The 16,660-nt window shown below is 62.0% G+C and carries 16 protein-coding genes; 4 read left to right on the plus strand and 12 right to left on the minus strand.

All coding sequences use genetic code 11. From position 1 onward, the window contains the following. Positions 1–33: 33 nt before the first annotated feature. Positions 34–765, plus strand: coding sequence for a DeoR/GlpR family DNA-binding transcription regulator (locus tag FE781_RS14075; protein WP_281281908.1), 732 nt, complete (start codon positions 34–36; stop codon positions 763–765). A 30-nt stretch (positions 766–795) separates the two neighbouring features. Here FE781_RS14075 and FE781_RS14080 read toward each other — a convergent pair whose 3' ends face one another. Further along, positions 796–1,503 (minus strand): hypothetical protein, encoded by a 708-nt coding sequence (locus tag FE781_RS14080; RefSeq protein ID WP_138790270.1) that lies wholly within the window; start codon positions 1,501–1,503, stop codon positions 796–798. A gap of 109 nt (positions 1,504–1,612) precedes the next feature. Further along, on the minus strand, positions 1,613–2,995 hold the full coding sequence (locus tag FE781_RS14085; protein ID WP_170209553.1) for a PDZ domain-containing protein: 1,383 nt from the start codon (positions 2,993–2,995) through the stop codon (positions 1,613–1,615). Positions 2,996–3,087: 92 nt separating this feature from the next. On the opposite strand from FE781_RS14085, the gene FE781_RS14090 reads away from it, so the two are divergent. After that, positions 3,088–3,273, plus strand: a complete 186-nt coding sequence (locus tag FE781_RS14090; protein ID WP_138790272.1) for a hypothetical protein — start codon at positions 3,088–3,090, stop codon at positions 3,271–3,273. A 217-nt stretch (positions 3,274–3,490) separates the two neighbouring features. On the opposite strand, the gene FE781_RS14095 is transcribed toward FE781_RS14090, so the two are convergent. The 10 genes from FE781_RS14095 to FE781_RS14140 all read right to left on the minus strand — a co-directional run bounded on the left by FE781_RS14095 (position 3,491) and on the right by FE781_RS14140 (position 13,921). Beyond that, entirely contained in the window at positions 3,491–3,802 is a 312-nt protein-coding gene (locus FE781_RS14095) for a heavy metal-binding domain-containing protein (RefSeq protein ID WP_138790273.1), read from the minus strand. Positions 3,803–3,890: 88 nt separating this feature from the next. Continuing rightward, positions 3,891–5,660, minus strand: a complete 1,770-nt coding sequence (locus FE781_RS14100) for an ABC transporter ATP-binding protein (protein WP_138790274.1) — start codon at positions 5,658–5,660, stop codon at positions 3,891–3,893. Beyond that, a complete protein-coding gene (locus FE781_RS14105; protein ID WP_246068181.1) occupies positions 5,657–7,390 on the minus strand; it encodes an ABC transporter ATP-binding protein in 1,734 nt (577 codons plus the stop codon). The genes FE781_RS14100 and FE781_RS14105 overlap by 4 nt, the downstream gene beginning before the upstream one ends. Before the next feature lie 114 nt (positions 7,391–7,504). Further along, positions 7,505–7,780, minus strand: coding sequence for a HesB/YadR/YfhF family protein (locus FE781_RS14110; RefSeq protein ID WP_138790297.1), 276 nt, complete (start codon positions 7,778–7,780; stop codon positions 7,505–7,507). Positions 7,781–7,876: 96 nt separating this feature from the next. After that, positions 7,877–8,794, minus strand: a complete 918-nt coding sequence (locus FE781_RS14115; protein WP_138790298.1) for an NAD(P)/FAD-dependent oxidoreductase — start codon at positions 8,792–8,794, stop codon at positions 7,877–7,879. A gap of 70 nt (positions 8,795–8,864) precedes the next feature. Then, positions 8,865–9,596 carry a ZIP family metal transporter gene (locus FE781_RS14120; RefSeq protein WP_138790275.1) on the minus strand — a complete coding sequence of 244 codons (732 nt, stop codon included), beginning with the start codon at positions 9,594–9,596 and terminating at the stop codon, positions 8,865–8,867. Between the two features lie 57 nt (positions 9,597–9,653). Continuing rightward, positions 9,654–10,322 carry a molybdate ABC transporter permease subunit gene (modB, locus tag FE781_RS14125; protein WP_138790276.1) on the minus strand — a complete coding sequence of 223 codons (669 nt, stop codon included), beginning with the start codon at positions 10,320–10,322 and terminating at the stop codon, positions 9,654–9,656. 5 nt (positions 10,323–10,327) lie between these two features. Next, positions 10,328–11,125 (minus strand): molybdate ABC transporter substrate-binding protein, encoded by a 798-nt coding sequence (gene modA / locus FE781_RS14130; RefSeq protein ID WP_138790277.1) that lies wholly within the window; start codon positions 11,123–11,125, stop codon positions 10,328–10,330. A gap of 99 nt (positions 11,126–11,224) precedes the next feature. Beyond that, positions 11,225–12,499: an FG-GAP-like repeat-containing protein gene (locus FE781_RS14135; protein WP_138790278.1), complete on the minus strand. Its 1,275-nt coding sequence runs from the start codon at positions 12,497–12,499 to the stop codon at positions 11,225–11,227. A 42-nt stretch (positions 12,500–12,541) separates the two neighbouring features. Continuing rightward, positions 12,542–13,921: an MATE family efflux transporter gene (locus FE781_RS14140; RefSeq protein WP_246068182.1), complete on the minus strand. Its 1,380-nt coding sequence runs from the start codon at positions 13,919–13,921 to the stop codon at positions 12,542–12,544. Positions 13,922–14,081: 160 nt separating this feature from the next. Between FE781_RS14140 and FE781_RS14145 the strand changes: the two genes are divergently transcribed. Together FE781_RS14145 and FE781_RS14150 are read left to right on the plus strand one after the other, a co-directional pair. Next, positions 14,082–14,954: a helix-turn-helix transcriptional regulator gene (locus FE781_RS14145; protein ID WP_138790280.1), complete on the plus strand. Its 873-nt coding sequence runs from the start codon at positions 14,082–14,084 to the stop codon at positions 14,952–14,954. A gap of 72 nt (positions 14,955–15,026) precedes the next feature. Further along, entirely contained in the window at positions 15,027–16,505 is a 1,479-nt protein-coding gene (locus tag FE781_RS14150) for an oligosaccharide flippase family protein (protein WP_246068183.1), read from the plus strand. The last annotated feature ends 155 nt before the right edge of the window (positions 16,506–16,660 follow it).

The following is a 16,660-nucleotide window of genomic DNA, read 5'->3' on the forward strand; positions in this document are numbered from 1 at the left end:
GCCATCGGAAAGACGGAAGCCAGACGTCAAGCGATTATCGACCTTTTGCGGGAGAACGGCTCGATCTCGATCGGGGACATTATGAATCACTTCGACGTGTCCGAGGCGACCGCCCGACGCGATCTGGAGACGCTGGAGCAGGAGCGAAAATTGATCCGGACGTTTGGAGGCGCCGTGTTGGAGACGGTACGGACGGAGATTCCGTTCTACCGCAAAATGGAGATGAACACCGAGGAGAAAAAAGAAATCGCGGAAAAAGCGCTGTCCGTGATCCGCGACGGAGATGTGGTCGGTCTGACGGGGGGATCGACCAACATGATGATCGCCCGGCGGATTCAGCAGAAGCCGTTCGAGCGGTTGACCGTCGTGACCAACGCGGTGAACGTCGCGTTCGAATTATCCGGCAAACCCGGACTGCAACTGATCGTCACGGGCGGCGTCATCCGGACGCAAAGCTACGAGCTGTCCGGTCCGTTCGCGGAAGCGACGCTGGGGCAACTGACGATTCAAAAAGCGTTTATCGGCGCGGACGGCGTCTCGATCGCCCGCGGCGTCACGACGTTCGACGAATTGGAGGCCCACACGAACCGGGTGATGATGCGCCGGGCGATCGAGACGTATGTCGTGGCCGATCATACGAAGCTTAACCGGGACTCGATCTTTCGGATCGAAGACTTGTCATCCGTAACGGCGGTGCTGACGGATTCACGCGTAGATCCCGACATCCGCGCCTCGTATGCCGAAGCCGGCATCCGGTTGCTGTAGGGGGACGGCCGCCTCGTGCCTCGTTCGAGGTCAGGCAAGCCGGAAGATGCTTTCCGCCGACTTCCAGATGGCGTCCACGGTTAGCGATAAGTTGGAGCCCCGCTCGGGATGAACGTACGGCGCGTCGCTGCGGAAGTAATAGGCGTGACCGCCAATGACCGGAATCCCCTCCCGTTCTCCGGGAGCGTGCTTCAGTCGATCCCACAACCTCAAGCCGTACCGGCCCCGCCGCAAGCCGCCCCAACTGCCGAGGCGGGCGACGGGATCGGTGCACCGCCCCCGTTCGTCCACGGCCGCGATCGCCCGTACGCGGGAACGGTGCTCCGCATGAATCGGCACCTTCGGCGAGCCGATCTGTACGACGCGGAAATCGGCTATCGCGCCTTCGCCGGCCAATCGGGCCGCCGCCCGGTAAGCCGCCACTCCGCCGCCGCTGTGGCCGACAAGCATCGCCTTGCGTCCCCGCGACCAGCTTCGCACGTATTCGGCGACGATGCGGGTTCCGGCCCTTGCCGCTTCCCCGAACGCGAACCAGTCGCCTTGAACCTCCAGTAACTGCCGCACGATCGGAGCCGTATGGTCGCCGTACGGGAACAGCTCCCGAATGGCAGGCGCCAACCCCATCTCGCCGAACCTCCGTTCCAGCTCCGCGATGCAGCCCCGAAACAAACCGGGATAAGACCGGACTCCCGCAATCAGATACACATCCCAGTCTCCGGCTCTTTTCCCGTTCGTCATGTCCAGTCCACCGCCTTCCCTTCCCGAACCGTTCGCATGGCGGGAAAGGACAAGCCTCCCCCGAGCCATCCCATGCCTTGCCTCGGCCTCCGCCGGAGCTTCCGGGCGGTCACGGTTTTTTCGGGTGAGCCTCCAGCCAGGCCAGTATATCGTCCAGCGTGCGCACGGGCACAATCTCCAGTCCGGGAGCGCCCTTGCGGGCATCCTGCTCCTGCCCTTCCGGCACAAAAAAGACGTCGGCTCCGGACCGGCTCACCGTATACGCCTTCTGCTCGATGCCCCCGATTTTCCCGACCGATCCGTCAGGCTCGATCGTCCCCGTTCCCGCCACCCGGTTGCCCCGGAGAACCCCTCCCGGCGTCAACTGATCGATAATCGCCAGCGCCAGCATGGCTCCGTGGGACGGACCGCCTTCGTGCAGCAGAAAATCGCGGAACGCCACGTTCCGGGGCACGTCCGGCTCGTAGGCATCCTGCACCTGAATGCCCAGCGCGGCCCTATTCGCGTCGTCGGGATGAGCCTTCGTGCCGGATGTGACGGAGATCGTCCGGCCATCCCGGACGACGCTTAAGTGGACCGGCCGTCCCGGCGCGACCCCGCGCATGGCGTCCGTCAAATCGCCGACCGTCCCGACGGGCCGGCCTTCGGCCATCGTGATCACGTCGCCCGGCCGCAGCAAGCCGTCCGCCGCTCCGCCCCGGAGCACGGCCGTCACCTCCGCTCCCAGCTTGCGCACGCCGCTGCCGATGCCGAGCTTCCCAAGCGCGACCGCGCTCGCCAGCGTATTCGCGTCGGCCTTCATCATGCGGACGAGCGTATCGTATTCTCCGAGCGACATGCCGAGCTTCTCGATCGGCTCGAAGCTGTAGTGCGGGAATAAGCGCGAGGACAGCCAATCGATCGGGAAAGCCGGCCGCTCGAACACAAGCACGCCCGTCAGGCTGCTCGCGGAGCGGTCTTCCGCTCCTTCCGCCTGCGCGTATCGGTGCATGTTCATCGTGATGCCCGGGTACGTCACCATATAAGGCGTCGGCCACAGCAGCAGCACCAGCGTCAGCAGCCAGATCGCGGCTCCCCCTGCCGCCCTCCATCTCCGTCCCCGGCGCAGCCATTCGTCCAGAACCAGATCGGCGAGCACAGCGGCGAAGGCGGCGCCGTACAAAACGGCATACGGAACGAGATGGTCCAGCCCCCAGGGCAGGAGGACAACCGCCCCGGCGCATGCCGCGGCGGCGGCGAGCTTCGATGCGCGAAGCAGCCGTCCGGCCGTCCGCTTCGGAACGTCGATCCGCCGCAAGCCGGCGGCAGCCGTCCATCCCCAGATCAGCGCCGGCAGCGCGGACGCGTACACGAGGCTGTCCAGCATCTCGATCCAATAGACGCCGCCGATCCGCAGCGGATCGGGCAGCCACACCGTCAGGCCGAGCCAGACGAGCCATGCCGCGATTCCGAAGCCCGCATGGTATCCGGTTGACGTTCTTCTGTCGGCCACAGTCGGATTCCCCTTTGGCGCTGAAGTCATTTCCATATCTTATCTCGAAAAGGAAGAATCCGCAATCGTCACTTCTCCTACCGGACGGCTTCTTGTCCAATCCGAACGCGAGCAACAGCCGCAACGTCATCCTGCATCGCCTGCCCCCTATCGCCGCTCGACCGGTCCTGAGAAGAACCTGGATGTACCATGCCGCCGAGACGAACGGCCTCAAGATGGTCCGCGCCTTCGTCGATTACGTCCGCTCGCACCTGTTCCGCCTGTCGGCGCAGGCATAAGCCCCGGCATCCGACCTTACGGCCCCGCCAAAACGCCGAAAAGCCGCGGCCGCGACGGATAACCGCCGCGGCCGCTTGATTGGTTTCGGCTTAAACCGAAATCACCCTATTGTTCATGCTTCGCATCACTCCTTTCTTCGGGATGGCACCATCATAACCGAGAGGAGCCTATGCGGGCGAGGGTTTGTTTGATTAGGAACGATTTTGTCGGCCGGCATCAGATGCGGACGGCCGTTCCGCTTACCGCCACCATCAGCATGCCTTCGCGCACGACCTCGTAATCGATGTCGACGCCGACGATCGCGTTCGCGCCGGCCCGCTGCGCTTGCGCGCTCATTTCATGAAACGCCACGTCGCGAGCTTCCTTCAGCTTGCTCTCGTACGCGCCGGAGCGTCCGCCGACGATATCCGTAACGCTCGCGAAGAAATCGCGTACGACGTTCGCGCCCATTATCGCTTCGCCGGTGACGACGCCTACGTATTCGCGGATCGGATGGCCTTCGATGGTGGCCGTTGTGGTAATCAGCATACTGATTCCTCCTGGAATTCGAATGGGATGATCATGCGTTATCATACGCGGCCGCCCCGATCCGGTTTCACCTCCCGCGCTTTTCCGTTCACGACTCCCCGTGCCACAGCTTGCGGAACGATTCGCTCTCGGCCAGCAGTTGCTCGGCCGTGCCTTGCGCTTCCACGCTTCCGTCGCGCATCACGATGATCCGGTCGGCCCGCGACAGCGCCGCCTTCCGATGGGACACGACGAGGCACGTCGCGTCCGCCCGGACCCGGAACAGCCCCTCCCACAGTTTCCGTTCCGTCTCCACATCGAGCGCACTCGATAGATCGTCGAACACGTACAGCTCCGCATCCCGCACCAGCATGCGCGCGGCGGCCGTACGCTGGGCCTGCCCGCCGGACAGCTTCACTCCGCGGGGGCCGATGATCGTGTCCAATCCCTCCTGCAGCCTGGCGATATCTTCCTCCAGCACGGCGGTGCGGACGGCCTGCATCAGCCGCTCCTCCGACGCCGGATAACCCAGCAGGATGTTGTCCCGCAGCTTATCGCTGTACAGGCGGGGAATCTGGGCCGTATAAGCGCTTCGCGGCGGCACGAAGAAATCGCCGGGACGCTCGATCGGCCGGCCGTTCCACAAGATGCTCCCGGATTGGCGGGGAAGCAGCCCCAGCAGCGTCCGGACCAGCGTCGTTTTGCCGGAACCGATCATGCCCGTTATGACGGTGAAGGAGCCTCGGGTCAAGCTGACATGGACGTCCCGGATGCCTCTTCCCGTCTCCGGGTACACGTACGTGAGCCCGACTACTTCAAGCCGTTCGAGCGGTTCGACCACGGTTGCCGCGCCCTCGGCCGCTTCCTCTCCGCGGACGGGAGCATTTTCCCGCAGCGGGAGCGGATTCGGCTCGATCAGCTTGGCCGCCGGAGCGCCCTGCAGCAGCGATGCCAGACGGCCGGCGCTGACCGTTAACTGCTTGTAATAGGCGATGAATTTGCCTACGTTCGAGATCAACTGCGTGACAAACGTCAAGTAGTAGACGAAAAGCGACAGGTCCCCGACCGTAAACGAGCCTTCCCGCATCTTGTAAGCCGCCAGCAGCAGAATCAGCCCCGTGCCCAGATTGACGGCGTTCGCAAACACCGAGTCCAGCGCTTCCGTCATCACCTTGTCCTTGACCATCGTGCGGCGGCGGCGCTCGTTCAACCGGCTGAACCGCTCGATGACGCGAGCTTCGGCCCCGGCCACCTGGATCGCCTGCACGTTGGCGAACATCTCGCTGATCGCGCCGGTCACTTTGGCCGTCGCTTCGCGGCTGGCCGCACGGTATTTCTGCAGTCTGGCGGTCGCGAGCTGTGCGGCGGTGACGACGAGAATAAGCGGCACGAACACGAGCAGCGTCATCTGGGCGTCGATGCGGAGCAAGATATAACACGACACGACGGCAAATCCCAGCATGCCGAACACATCGACCGACCAGCTCGCCGCTTCCTCCGCCTGATCCACATCGTCGCGGAAATAACTGATCGCTTCGCCCGGCGACACCGGGATCGCCCGCGCTCCCGGCTCCCGCAGAACGTGGGACAGCAGGTTGCGCCGCAGCAGCATGCCCATGCGGAACCGGGTATGCACATCGGTGACGAAGCCGTACGCGATCAGCGCGATCCGGGCGATCGCCGCCCCGATCAGCATCGCGATAATGCTCCAGACGCTCCAGTTCACGGCGGCCGTTCCTTCAAGCCGATCGAAAAACGCCTTCGTCAGCAATCCCGGCAGGATCGGAGCGAGATGAATCAGCGTCCAGCCGATCAGATTCGCGATATACAAGCCCGGCCGGTACCGGATCAAGCTCCACAGGAACGTCCAGGTGCTCATACCAGCACCTCCTCCAGGCCGATATCCAGCATGCGGCGGAATCGCGAACCGGGATCGGCGGCCAGCTCCGCTCGCGATCCCTGCTCGATCACGCGCCCGTCTTCCATCACGACGATGCGGTCGGCCCGCTGCACCGTCGCAAGCCGGTGCGCGATCAGAATGCAGGTGCGTTGCTGCAGCAGCTTGTCGATCGCGCGTTCGATGCGGCTTTCGGTCAGCGGGTCCAGCCGGGACGAGGCCTCATCCAGAATGACAAGTCCCGGATGGGTCAGGAACACGCGGGCGAACGCGAGCAACTGCGCCTCGCCCGCCGACAGACCGCCGCCGCCCGAAGCGAGCTGCGTATCCAGGCCTTCCGGCAGCGACGCCAGCCAATCGGCCATGCCGAGATCCGCCAGCACCTCGCGAATCCGCTCGTCGGGAATGGAGTCATCGTACATCGTCAAATTGTCGCGCACCGAGCCTTCCAGGATTTCGATCGTCTGCGTCACCATCGCGACTTTGCTTCTCAGTTCGGCGAGCTTGCACTCGCGAATATCGACGCCGCCGATCCGGACGGAACCGGCAGACGGATCGTAGAACCGGAGCAGCAGCCGGGCCAGCGTCGTCTTGCCGCTGCCTGTCCGTCCCAGCAAGCCGAGCGTGCGGCCGGCTTCCAGACGGATGTTCACATCCTGGACCGTCGGAGCGTCGTCGTAGCCGAACGTTACCCCGCGAAATTCGACCGACAGCGGACCTTCCGGCAGCGGCGTGCCCGGCCCGTCCTGGATGCGCGACGAGATGCCCAGCAGCTCGCGGATGCGGGCCAGACTGGCGTCCGCCCGCTGCAAGTCTTCCAGTTGCGTCCGGATTTTTTCGATCGGCTTGACCAGCAGCTCCGTATAATAGAAGATCAGGTACACCGTGCCCAGCGTCAGCTCTCCCCGCTCCCACAGCACCGCACAGATGGCGAAAGCCGCCGCGTTCCCGAGCGCGAATACGATAATCGACGTCATCCACATCAGGCCGAATCCGAGGAACGCTTTGACGCGAATCGGCAGCATCCGGCGGAGCAGCGCGTAGAACCGGTTCATCACATACCCCGCCGCTCCGTTGGCGCGCGTATCCTCCGTCCCTTCGAGATGTTCGCCGATAAAACCGTAAAACTCGCCGTTGACCTGCCGCCATTGACCCCAGACCGGCACCGCCACCCGGCGGATGCGGCGGATGACGAACAGCGCAAACAGGACAAACGCCGTCATGCCGGCGCCGATCCACACACTTTCGCGGTACAGCATGACGAGAATCCCGAACAGCAGCAGCACGTTGCCCGCCAGATGCAGCAGGAAGCTGGAAAAAAAGTTGGCCAGCGCGTTAACGTCGCCGTCCACCCGTTCGATGATGGCGCCCGAGGTTTGCGTCTTATGAAACGACATATCCAGCGACAGGCCGTGCGCGGCCAAATCACGCCGCAGCCGGTTGGTCGTCTTCCAGCCGAGATTTTCCCCGAAATAAGTCGCCGTCACGGACACAAGCTGCTGCACGAGCGAGAACCCGATAAACAAAGCCGCCGCGGCATATAACGGCCCGAGTTCTCCGCCCGCCTGCGCGGAATCGATAAAAGACCGGATGATCTGGGGATTGACCAGCGACAGGCCGATCGATGCGAACAGCAGTGCGCCGAGAACGGCCATCGATCTCCAGTGCGGCGCCAAGTATTTCCCCAGCATCGACGCATACGATTTGTACATGAGGCTCTCCCTTTGGCTTTCGAATCATCTATGTCTGCTAAGTCTGCAAAAAAAGCCGCCAAATGGCGGCCGAGTCGTCTGACTGGCGGAAACGGCGCTCGCCGCCCCCGTCCGTTAACCGCGGAGGAACACGATCTGGTCGTCGTCCAGATCCAGCGTCAGGTCGCGGTTGTCCAAATACCACATATCGCTTTGCTCCATGAAGAAAAAAATGTCGCCGGCCGTCACCGCGACTCCCGGATACTGGGGAGTATCGCGCGTAATGCCGAACGAGAACGCGTCGTCGCCCCCGCCGCTGTACCGCACGTAAATCCGAATCCGATCTCCCGCGTTATAGCCCCATTCCTTTTTGAAACGTTCAAGCGCCGCGGTTGTCACGCGGATCGTCACGCCGATCACCTCGCATAAGCAGAATGGCAACGAATGACACTAACCATATTGTATCACGGTCCGCACAGCCGCGCCAAGAGAGAGTCGGGAATGCGGTTATACGGTTCCGGCGGGCACCTCGATTCCCAGCAGGCTTTTGTGCATCCAGATAGCCGCCTGCGCCCCGTCTCCCATCGCGATCGCCGCTTGCTGGGAATGCGCGACGATATCTCCGGCGGCCCATACGTGGCGCACATTCGTCTGCTTCGTTCGGGCATCGGCTTCGACATGTCTGCCCTTCAGCGCCACGCCGAGCTGGACGGCGAGCTCCGTACGCACCCGGTTGCCGCCCATCGCCGTAAAAGCGCAGTGAGCTTCGATCCGGGTCCCGTCCGCGAGCAGCACTCCCTTGAATTGCGTTCCTTCCACTTCCGGCCGGACGACGGAGCGCTCGACGTATGCGATCCCGTGCTCTTCGAGGGACCGGAGAGCGGCTTCCTCGGGGGGAATCCCGCCATGATTAACATAGACGATGTCGTTCGTCCAATAGACAAGCTCCATCGCCAGCCTAGCTCCCGCCTCGCCCGAGCCGATCACGATCGTTCGGCGCCCCGCCGTCTCGAAGCCGTCGCAGTCCGGGCATATATAGACGCTGTACCCCAAGCAGGGCAGCAGCTCCGGCAGATCGGGCAGGCGCTCCCCGATGCCCGTCGCCAGCAGCAGGCGTCTGGCCTCGGTCGGCCTGCCCTGCTCGTCGGTCAGCACGAACACGTCCCCGCGCCGTTCGGCACGGTCGATCCGCGCCCCGACGAACTCAACGCCAAGCCGTTCGGCCTGGCTCCGGCCGATTGTTCGAAGCTCCGGTCCGTTCGCTCCGTCGGGCCAGCCGAGCAGATTGCGGTAGCATCCGCACAGCGTCGATCTGCCATCCCCCGTGTCGAATACGATCGTGCGCCGCCGGTACCGGCCCAGTTGAATCGCGGCTTGCAGCCCGGCAAATCCGCCCCCGACAATGGCGCAATCGTAGACCGCCATCGGCATCCCGCCTTCCGTTATTTTCTTACATTATGGCCGTTTTCGGCGGAAGCCATGACGCCAACCGTTCTTAACCGAAGAAATGTGCGATGCAGATCATGACCAGCAGCCCGAGAATAAACGAATACGTCGCCGGCCGCTCGTAACCGTGTCCGTGCGTCTCGGGAATCAGTTCCTTGTAGACGATGAACAGCATCGCTCCCGCCGCGAAGGCGAGCCCGAACCCGATCAGTTGATCCAGCGTGCTGGCCGCAAAATATCCGATGACGGCCGATACCATCTCCATCAAGCCCGTGCCCGCGACAAGCAACAGCGCTTTCCACTTGCCTACCTTGGAGTTCAGGAGAAATACGGCCAATATCAGCCCCTCCGGCATGTTTTGCGCGCCGATGGCGATCGCCACCATCGGCCCCAGCCCGGCGTTCTCGCTGGCGTAGCTGAAGCCGGTGCTCATTCCTTCCGGGATGTTATGGATGAACAGCGCGATGGCGACAAGCAGCGATTTCGAATCGAACGCCGCGATGCCCCTGTCGTTTTCGACGTCGATGTGCGGGATGTTTTTCTCGATCGTGTCCAACGCGAAAATCCCGGCCAGCAAGCCTAGCGTCAGAGCGAGCAGCCCCGATTCGTTCAGCGATTGCGGCAACAAGCCGAAGGTGGAGGCCGAGACCATGATTCCGGCGGTGAAGGCGATCAGAATATCCTTCCGCCGTTCCGACAACGCTTTGACGAAGAAAAGCGGCAAGGCGCCCAATACGGTCGCCATCGCCGATATGAAACTTCCGACCAATGCAACTGTCAATGAGATCGCCTCTGCTTTTCCGATGTAGGTTCTTGTAGTATAACCGTCACATATGTTTTACCTTGACTCGCGGCGATGTCTGCCGGTAAGAAGGAGCAGCAAGAACGAGATCGCGACGGCCGTGGCGGCCCATGCCCAAGCCATCCCCATATGGCCGGCGTCGACGGCGACGTAGATGGCGGTCGGAATCGTCTGGGTCTTGCCCGGAATATTTCCGGCCAGCATCAACGTCGCGCCGAATTCCCCAAGCGCCCGGGCGAACCCGAGCACGTAAGCGGCGGTCAGCGAACGCGAAGCGAGAGGCAAGGTGATATAGCGGAACACTTGCCATTCCCCCGCCCCGTTCGATCGGGCGGCGTCCTCCAGATCGCGGTCAATCGACAGAAAGCCGACTTTGACCGTCTGATAGACCAGCGGAAACGCCGCGACGACGGATGCGACAACGGCGGCCCACCAGGAGAACACGACCGGGGCGCCGAATACCGCTTCGATCAGGCGTCCGGCCGGACTTTTGCGGCCGAATGCCGCCAGCAGCAGGAAGCCGACGACGGTCGGCGGCAGCACGAGGGGCAGCATGCACACCGTCTCCAGCAGCGACTTGCCCCGGAACGGCCGCCTCGTCATCGCCCACGCGGCCGCCATGCCGAGCACGCCGACGATCGCGCTGGACAGCAGCGCCACCCGCAGGGACAGCCAGACGGGAGGCCAAAATTCATCCGTAAACATGCCTGTCACGATCCCCCGGGTACGGAGAAACCGTACTTGACGAAGATTTCGAGCGCTTTTTTCGATTGCAGATAGCGGTAAAAATCTTCGGCTTGTTCCGGATGCTTCGACGCGCTTACGATCCCGATCGGGTACTCGACTGCGGGGGATAAGGAAGGGTCTACCCGGAAAGAGATCGACGCTTTCTTCGACGTCAAGGCGTCGGTTTTATAGACGAAGCCGATGTCCGCGTTGCCGCTTTCGACGTATTGCAGCACTTGCCGCACGTCCTTCGCCTGCACGGTCTTCGGCTGAAGGGCGTCCCACAGCCCGGCGTTCTCCAGCGCTTGCTTCGCATAGCTCCCGGCCGGGACGCTCTCCGGGATGCCGATGGCCACAATATCGATGCCCGGCTGCAGCAGATCCGCCTCCCGCCCCAGCTTCAACGGCGCATCGGCAGGCTGCACCGCAACAAGCTCATTGGTCAGCCAGACGGCATGCCGCGAGATCAAGCCATTGTCGGCCAACGCCTGCATCGGAGATTGAGCCGCGGAGAGGAACAGGTCGGCGGGCGCTCCCTGCTCGATCTGCCGCTGAAGCGCTCCCGACGATCCGAAATTGTATGACAATTGAATATCGCTTCGTTCCGATTCGTAAGCGTCGCCCGCTTCCTTGAGCGCGTCCGTCAGACTGGCGGCGGCCGATACCGTTAATTCGATCCGCCGCTCCGCCTTGTCCGGCGCGTTGCCCGAACATCCGGACGCTGCCGAAACCAAGCTTGCCGCTGCGAGTAGAGCAACGCGAATTGCGAAAGCTCTCGCCATATGTCCGGCCTTTCCCACTAGCTCCACCTTCCCGCGTTTTTGCGTACTAGGTTACATTATAACAGCAAAAACTCCCGCGCCGACACGCGGGAGTATAAATTATTCGTAGTGCCCGCCGGGATACAGCGTCGAGCTGTACAGCCTTCGGGGCTGGGGGAGCGGCGTGCCGGACGGCGGAGCCGACAAATCCGCCGGATATTTGCCGAAGATCGAAGCGGTAAAATCGTCGTAGATGACGACCTGTTCGTGCCCCGAGCCGATCAGATCGCCGTGCACGACATAACCGTCGACCGGGAACCCGACGATCGGATTCAGATCGCCGTCGTACAGCGTCGGGCGGATTCCCCCTCCCCGGCGATAAGCGAGGATATAGTCGAGCGGACCGTCGTCCCAATTCCTCATCGTCTCGATGATCGTCAGCCAGCCGCTTGTTTTGCGGTCTTCCTTCCACACTTCGCGCCCTTCGGCGTCCAGCAGGAAGATCGCATCCTTACCCTGCCGCTTAATGCCCTGGTCTTCCCGCACCAGCCGGTCCAAGCCCGCGATTTGCAGCCCCGGCAGATCGGCCCTGAATTTGCCGAGCGCCACGTGCTGGGATTCGACCGAACCGGCGTAGCGCCACAACTCCTTGCCGTGCCGGTCCGTCATGATCGTGACGCTTCCGCCGATCACCAGCTCCAGCTCGCCGTCGCCGTTCACGTCCCCGGTCATGATGCAATCCGCATGGTCCTCCAGATCGCGGCACGACCACAGCACCCGGCCCGTATGGTCCAGCATATCGTATCCGGCCATCACCTCGTCGCGGCCGTCGCCGTTCCAATCCTGCGCCCAGGGGAAATGCCCGACGTTGCCTTCATGCGTCCACAACGGATTCCAGTCGTTATCCAAGGCCCACAGCCGCTTGTACCGGTCCTTGAGGATGATGTCTCCGGGCCATGCACGCCCCGTCAGGTTGGCGACGATCAGACAATCGTGGGCATGGGGATCGGGCAGCTCGTGCGATCGCTTGACGGACCCGGTCGCTCCGTCCAGCACGAGGAACTTGCCGTCCATCACGCAGATGACCTCCAGCCTGCCGTCCCCGTCCCAATCGCAGATTTGCGCCGGGTAGTCGGAGCCCTGGCTGCCCGCGTTATCGCTGGGTTTTCCCGTCTGCCACAGCCGGTTCCCGCGCAGGTCGAAAGCGGTCAAGCATTGCACCTGATGCGGAATATACCGGACGTCCTGGCGGTCGTCGGGCTGGACGAGCAGCAGTTCCATGCGCCCGTCCCCGTTCAGATCGCCGATCAGCATCTTGCAGCGCGGTCCGGCGGAACGGATGTCCACCGTTCCCCACGGACTGTACGGGTTCAGTGAGTGCGATTGCGGTGTCATGAACCGTTTCTCCTTTTTGTCGCGGCGCTCAGATGGCCGCTTTCAGATGGTGTATGCTGCAGTGCGGGGCTGGAGGTCCGGCTGCGGAGGCTGCTCCCCGGTCAGCCGCTTCCGGTGGAATCTCCACCGCAGCAGCAGCAGGAAGCCCCTCACGCATTCGTCAACAATCATCGCCGTATAGATGCCCGCAAGTCCCCAGCCCGCTCCGAAGCCAAGCGCAAATGACAGGCCGACCGAGACCGCCCACATCGAGGGGATGCCGACCCACATGATCGACCGCGTATCGCCGACGCCGGTCAACGCGCTGTTTAACGCCATATTCAGCATCTTGGACGGCTGAAGCAGCAGATTCAGCGCCAGCAGCGAGACGCCGATGGATACGATGTTCGAATCCGACGTGAACAAGCCCAGGACGGGACCGCCGAAGCCGTACAGCAGCAGGGCGTTGGCCTGCACGAAGGCGAGTCCGATCCACAGGACGCGGTACGAGTCTTTGTAAGCGAGCTTCCATTGCCCCGCCCCGTACAGATGCGCGATGCGGATTTGACCGGCCGTCGCGATGGCCGAACCGATCGTGAAGCAGAACGATTCCAGCGTGTTCATATAGGTACGGGCGCTTAGTTCGGCCGCTCCCAGGCTGGCGACCATCGCAAACAGCACAAGCTGCGTGAAGCACCAGCACGACATATGCACGCCCAGCGGCCAGCTAAGCTTGACCGTCTCGCGGAACAATCCCCGGTCGAACAGGCGAAGATCGCGCAACTCGTATCGGACCGAGAACGCGTGCCGGAACATGTACAGCAGCAGCAGGGCTCCGATGATCCGGCTGATCGTCGTCGACCAGGCGACTCCTTGCAGACCGAGCTGGGGCACGCCCAACGCACCGTAGATGACGACGTAGTTCATCAGCACGTGGAGGACGTTGATGCCGACCCCGACCATCATGGGGGATCGGGTGTTCCCGGTGTTTCGCACGACGGCGCTTAACGCCGACATGATCGCGAGAAACGTCATCCCTCCGCCGACGGTGGCGATGTACGTCTCACCCAGCGGCCAGAGCTCCTCCGGCATTTGCAGCATGCGCGTGATCGGTCCCGCGCCCGCCACGAGCAGGACGCTGACGGCGAAGCCGATCGCGGTGCAGACCTTGAGGCTGATCATGCCGGTGGTCCGCGCTTCGTCGAGACGTCCCGCGCCCAGCTTCTGCGCGATCAGAATGCCCGCGCCGTTGGCGATGGACATAAATAGAATGTTAACCGCATTAAACAATTGATTCGCGATGCCGACAACCGCCACCGCGTCATCGGAGATGCGGCTGACCATCAGCGTGTCCGCCGCTCCCAACGCGAACTGAAGCAGCATTTCAAGAAAAATGGGCCATGCCAACACCCAAAGAGACATGTTCCGCGTTGCGTACGACAATGAGGCTCCCTCCGAGTGCTATTCGTTTCGAATTCCATACATCCAAACTGGTCAATCCACATTATAAGGCCTATACTAAAGGAGATGTGCTAGGTTTCGAACCAAAACTTTTAATTTTGCAACTCAAGCGCAACAGCCAATCCTTCGGAGGTGCCTTCCCTTGCCGATCCTCGAATTCACCGCGCCGCCCCTGCCCCATTACATCGCCGGCGGATACGACGTCTTGCCCAAAGGGTTCAAGCATCTGAACCGCCGCGATATCGGCGTGTTCGATCTGCTGGTCGTATCGTTCGGCTGCTTGTATGTCGGCGAGGAAGAACGCCGGTACGAGGTGAGCGCGGGGCACGCCCTTATCCTGCGGCCGGACCGGCATCACTACGGGTACGAAGGGTGCAAGGAGCAGACGGGGGCGTATTGGCTTCATTTCGGAACAGAAGGCGCCTGGCGCGCGACGGACAACCCGTCGATCGAGCCGCCGTCCGAATCCCGAGTCCGCAACGCCTTCACCGTGCATACGTTTTCGATGATGCTGCCCCAGTTCGTCCGGTTGACACAGCCGTCGATGCTGTACGAGAAGCTGGACCAATTGATCGGGCTGGAGCGCGACTCGCATCACAATTGGGCCCGATGGAAGCATCAATTGATCTTCCAGCAGGTGCTGGAACTGCTCAACGCATCGCTCGATCTTCATACCGTGCTGCCGGGCGCGAACGTCGCCGAGCGGGCCGCATCGTATATTCGCATGCATTACAGCGAGGACATCACGATCGGCTCGCTCGCCGAAGCGCTGAACTTCCACCCCGTCTATATCGCCCGGTGCATGCAGAAGGAACTCGGCTGCTCCCCGATCGAATACTTGACTCGGTACAGATTGGAGCAGGCCAAGCTCTATCTGCTGCAGACCGATCTGCCGATCCACCGGGTTGCGGAGCAAGTCGGGTTTACCCAGCCGTCCTACTTCAGCACCTGCTTCGCCAAATACGAGGGATTATCGCCGCGGGACTACCGCAAGCGGTTTCGCATTAGGCCTTGATGAATCCCGCCGCCGGATTTATAATGCTGATAATTCATTAAGGCCTTATTCGCGAAGGAGATGACAGACAGCTTGTCCAGTCTCACCGGCTCGTTAAGCAACAATCAGCGGTTTTTGCTGCGAAGCGTTTCCGTCATTGCGCTCGGCCTGTTCGTCAACCAACTGCTGCAAACCGCCGGAAGCATCGTTCTCGCCCGGGTGTTGAACGACCCTGTCGCATTCGGAGAAGTCAACCTGCTTCTGCAAATTTTCGGCATGATCACCCTGTTTCTCAACGTCGGCTTCACGTCGTCTCTGGTGTATGCGTTTTCGACCGACAAGCAGGACGCGGTGCTGAACAAGCTGCGGCACGCTCTGCTCGGCAGCTTGTTTTTTGCGGGCGTGCTCTGCTTGCTTGTCGCCCTATCCTCTCCATTGCTTGCGGATGCGTACGGACTGCCGGCGCTTCGCCAAGGATTGTGCGTCGGAACGATCATGATTCTGTTTACGTCCGTCGTGAACATCGGGGTTTCGTCGTTTTCGGGCAACCGCGATTTCAAGACGCAGGCGTTTTTTATGGTCGTCAATACGACGTTCTCGACGCTGGGCACCGTGCTGGGCGTGCTCTTGCCGATCGGCCATACGACAGTTTTGACGAGCGTTTCGTTCTGGATGGGAATCGGCTCCATGGCAACCGCTCTTTTTATTTTGTTGCGTGTTTCACGTGTGCATAAACCTCGCTGGATCGGTCCGATCTCGTTGTCCGAGATGCGCGGCATGATGAAATTCGGCCTGCCCGGCTGGGCGGGCAACATCGCCAAGGCGTTTCAGCAGCCGTTCCTGGTGATGATGATCGGATCGGCTTCCGTGGTGGCCGTCGGTCACCTGGCGAACGCTTCGCGCATCACGGGTTTCATCGGCATCGTCACGTGGGCGTTTATGATCGTCACCTTCCCGTTTGTGGCCGAAAGCTCGCGGGACCATGAGGAAAGCGTCCGCAGAGGCACGCTGTGCGTCCGGTACAACAACCTGCTGCTGTACCCGTTGACGACGCTGATCTGCTTGTATCCGGACGACATCAACGGCTTTCTCTTCGGGGCGCAATATGTAAACGAGGATTCCGGCATTTACATCCGTCTGCTGGCGCTGGGAGTCTTGTTCTCCTCGGTCGGCCGGCTCGGGGGCAGCATCTTGGCCGGCATGGGTCGGACGCGGGCGAATTTCTGGGTCATGATCGTTGCGGGCGCGCCCGTCATAGCCCTGGTGCCCGCCGTTGTCGGCAGCCATCCGGTCTGGGCCGTCTGGGTGTATACCGGGGGCTGGGCCCTATCCGCGATGGCGATGATCGGCTTTTTCTTCCTCGAAGGATTCCGTCTGAACTGGTGGAAGGCTTACGGCGAGCCTCTAATTCCCTCCCTGGCTATGGGGTTGTGGCTGCAAGCCGGGCATTGGGCCGGTTTGTGGTTCCCCGTTTTTGCGGCGCTCGGCATCGCCGCCCTTCTCGGAAGCACTTGGTGGGTGGAACGGCGAGGAATTCCATTGCGTCCGATATCGACAAAAGCCGAGGCGTAACCCTCGGGAGGCATACTTTTCAAACAAAAACGGGCGAATGCGGCGGCCCGTTTATTTTTTTCTAACCGCCGGCATCTTTAAGCGCGTTACACGAAACGCCGTACGGCCGGAACGTGTATGGCACAGACAACGCCATCGGCATCGGGTTTATGTCA

It is taken from the genome of Paenibacillus thermoaerophilus (genome assembly GCF_005938195.1).
Taxonomy (GTDB): Bacteria; Bacillota; Bacilli; order Paenibacillales; family Reconciliibacillaceae; genus Paenibacillus_W; species Paenibacillus_W thermoaerophilus.

Coding starts and splice junctions, on each gene's coding strand:
- FE781_RS14095 (WP_138790273.1), bottom strand. CDS start 3,802: ATGCTGATTACCACAACGGCCACCATCGAAGGCCATCCGATCCGCGAA.
- FE781_RS14080 (WP_138790270.1), bottom strand. CDS start 1,503: ATGACGAACGGGAAAAGAGCCGGAGACTGGGATGTGTATCTGATTGCG.
- FE781_RS14135 (WP_138790278.1), bottom strand. CDS start 12,499: ATGACACCGCAATCGCACTCACTGAACCCGTACAGTCCGTGGGGAACG.
- modB (WP_138790276.1), bottom strand. CDS start 10,322: ATGTTTACGGATGAATTTTGGCCTCCCGTCTGGCTGTCCCTGCGGGTG.
- modA (WP_138790277.1), bottom strand. CDS start 11,125: ATGGCGAGAGCTTTCGCAATTCGCGTTGCTCTACTCGCAGCGGCAAGC.
- FE781_RS14115 (WP_138790298.1), bottom strand. CDS start 8,794: ATGGCGGTCTACGATTGCGCCATTGTCGGGGGCGGATTTGCCGGGCTG.
- FE781_RS14105 (WP_246068181.1), bottom strand. CDS start 7,390: ATGTACAAATCGTATGCGTCGATGCTGGGGAAATACTTGGCGCCGCAC.
- FE781_RS14100 (WP_138790274.1), bottom strand. CDS start 5,660: ATGAGCACCTGGACGTTCCTGTGGAGCTTGATCCGGTACCGGCCGGGC.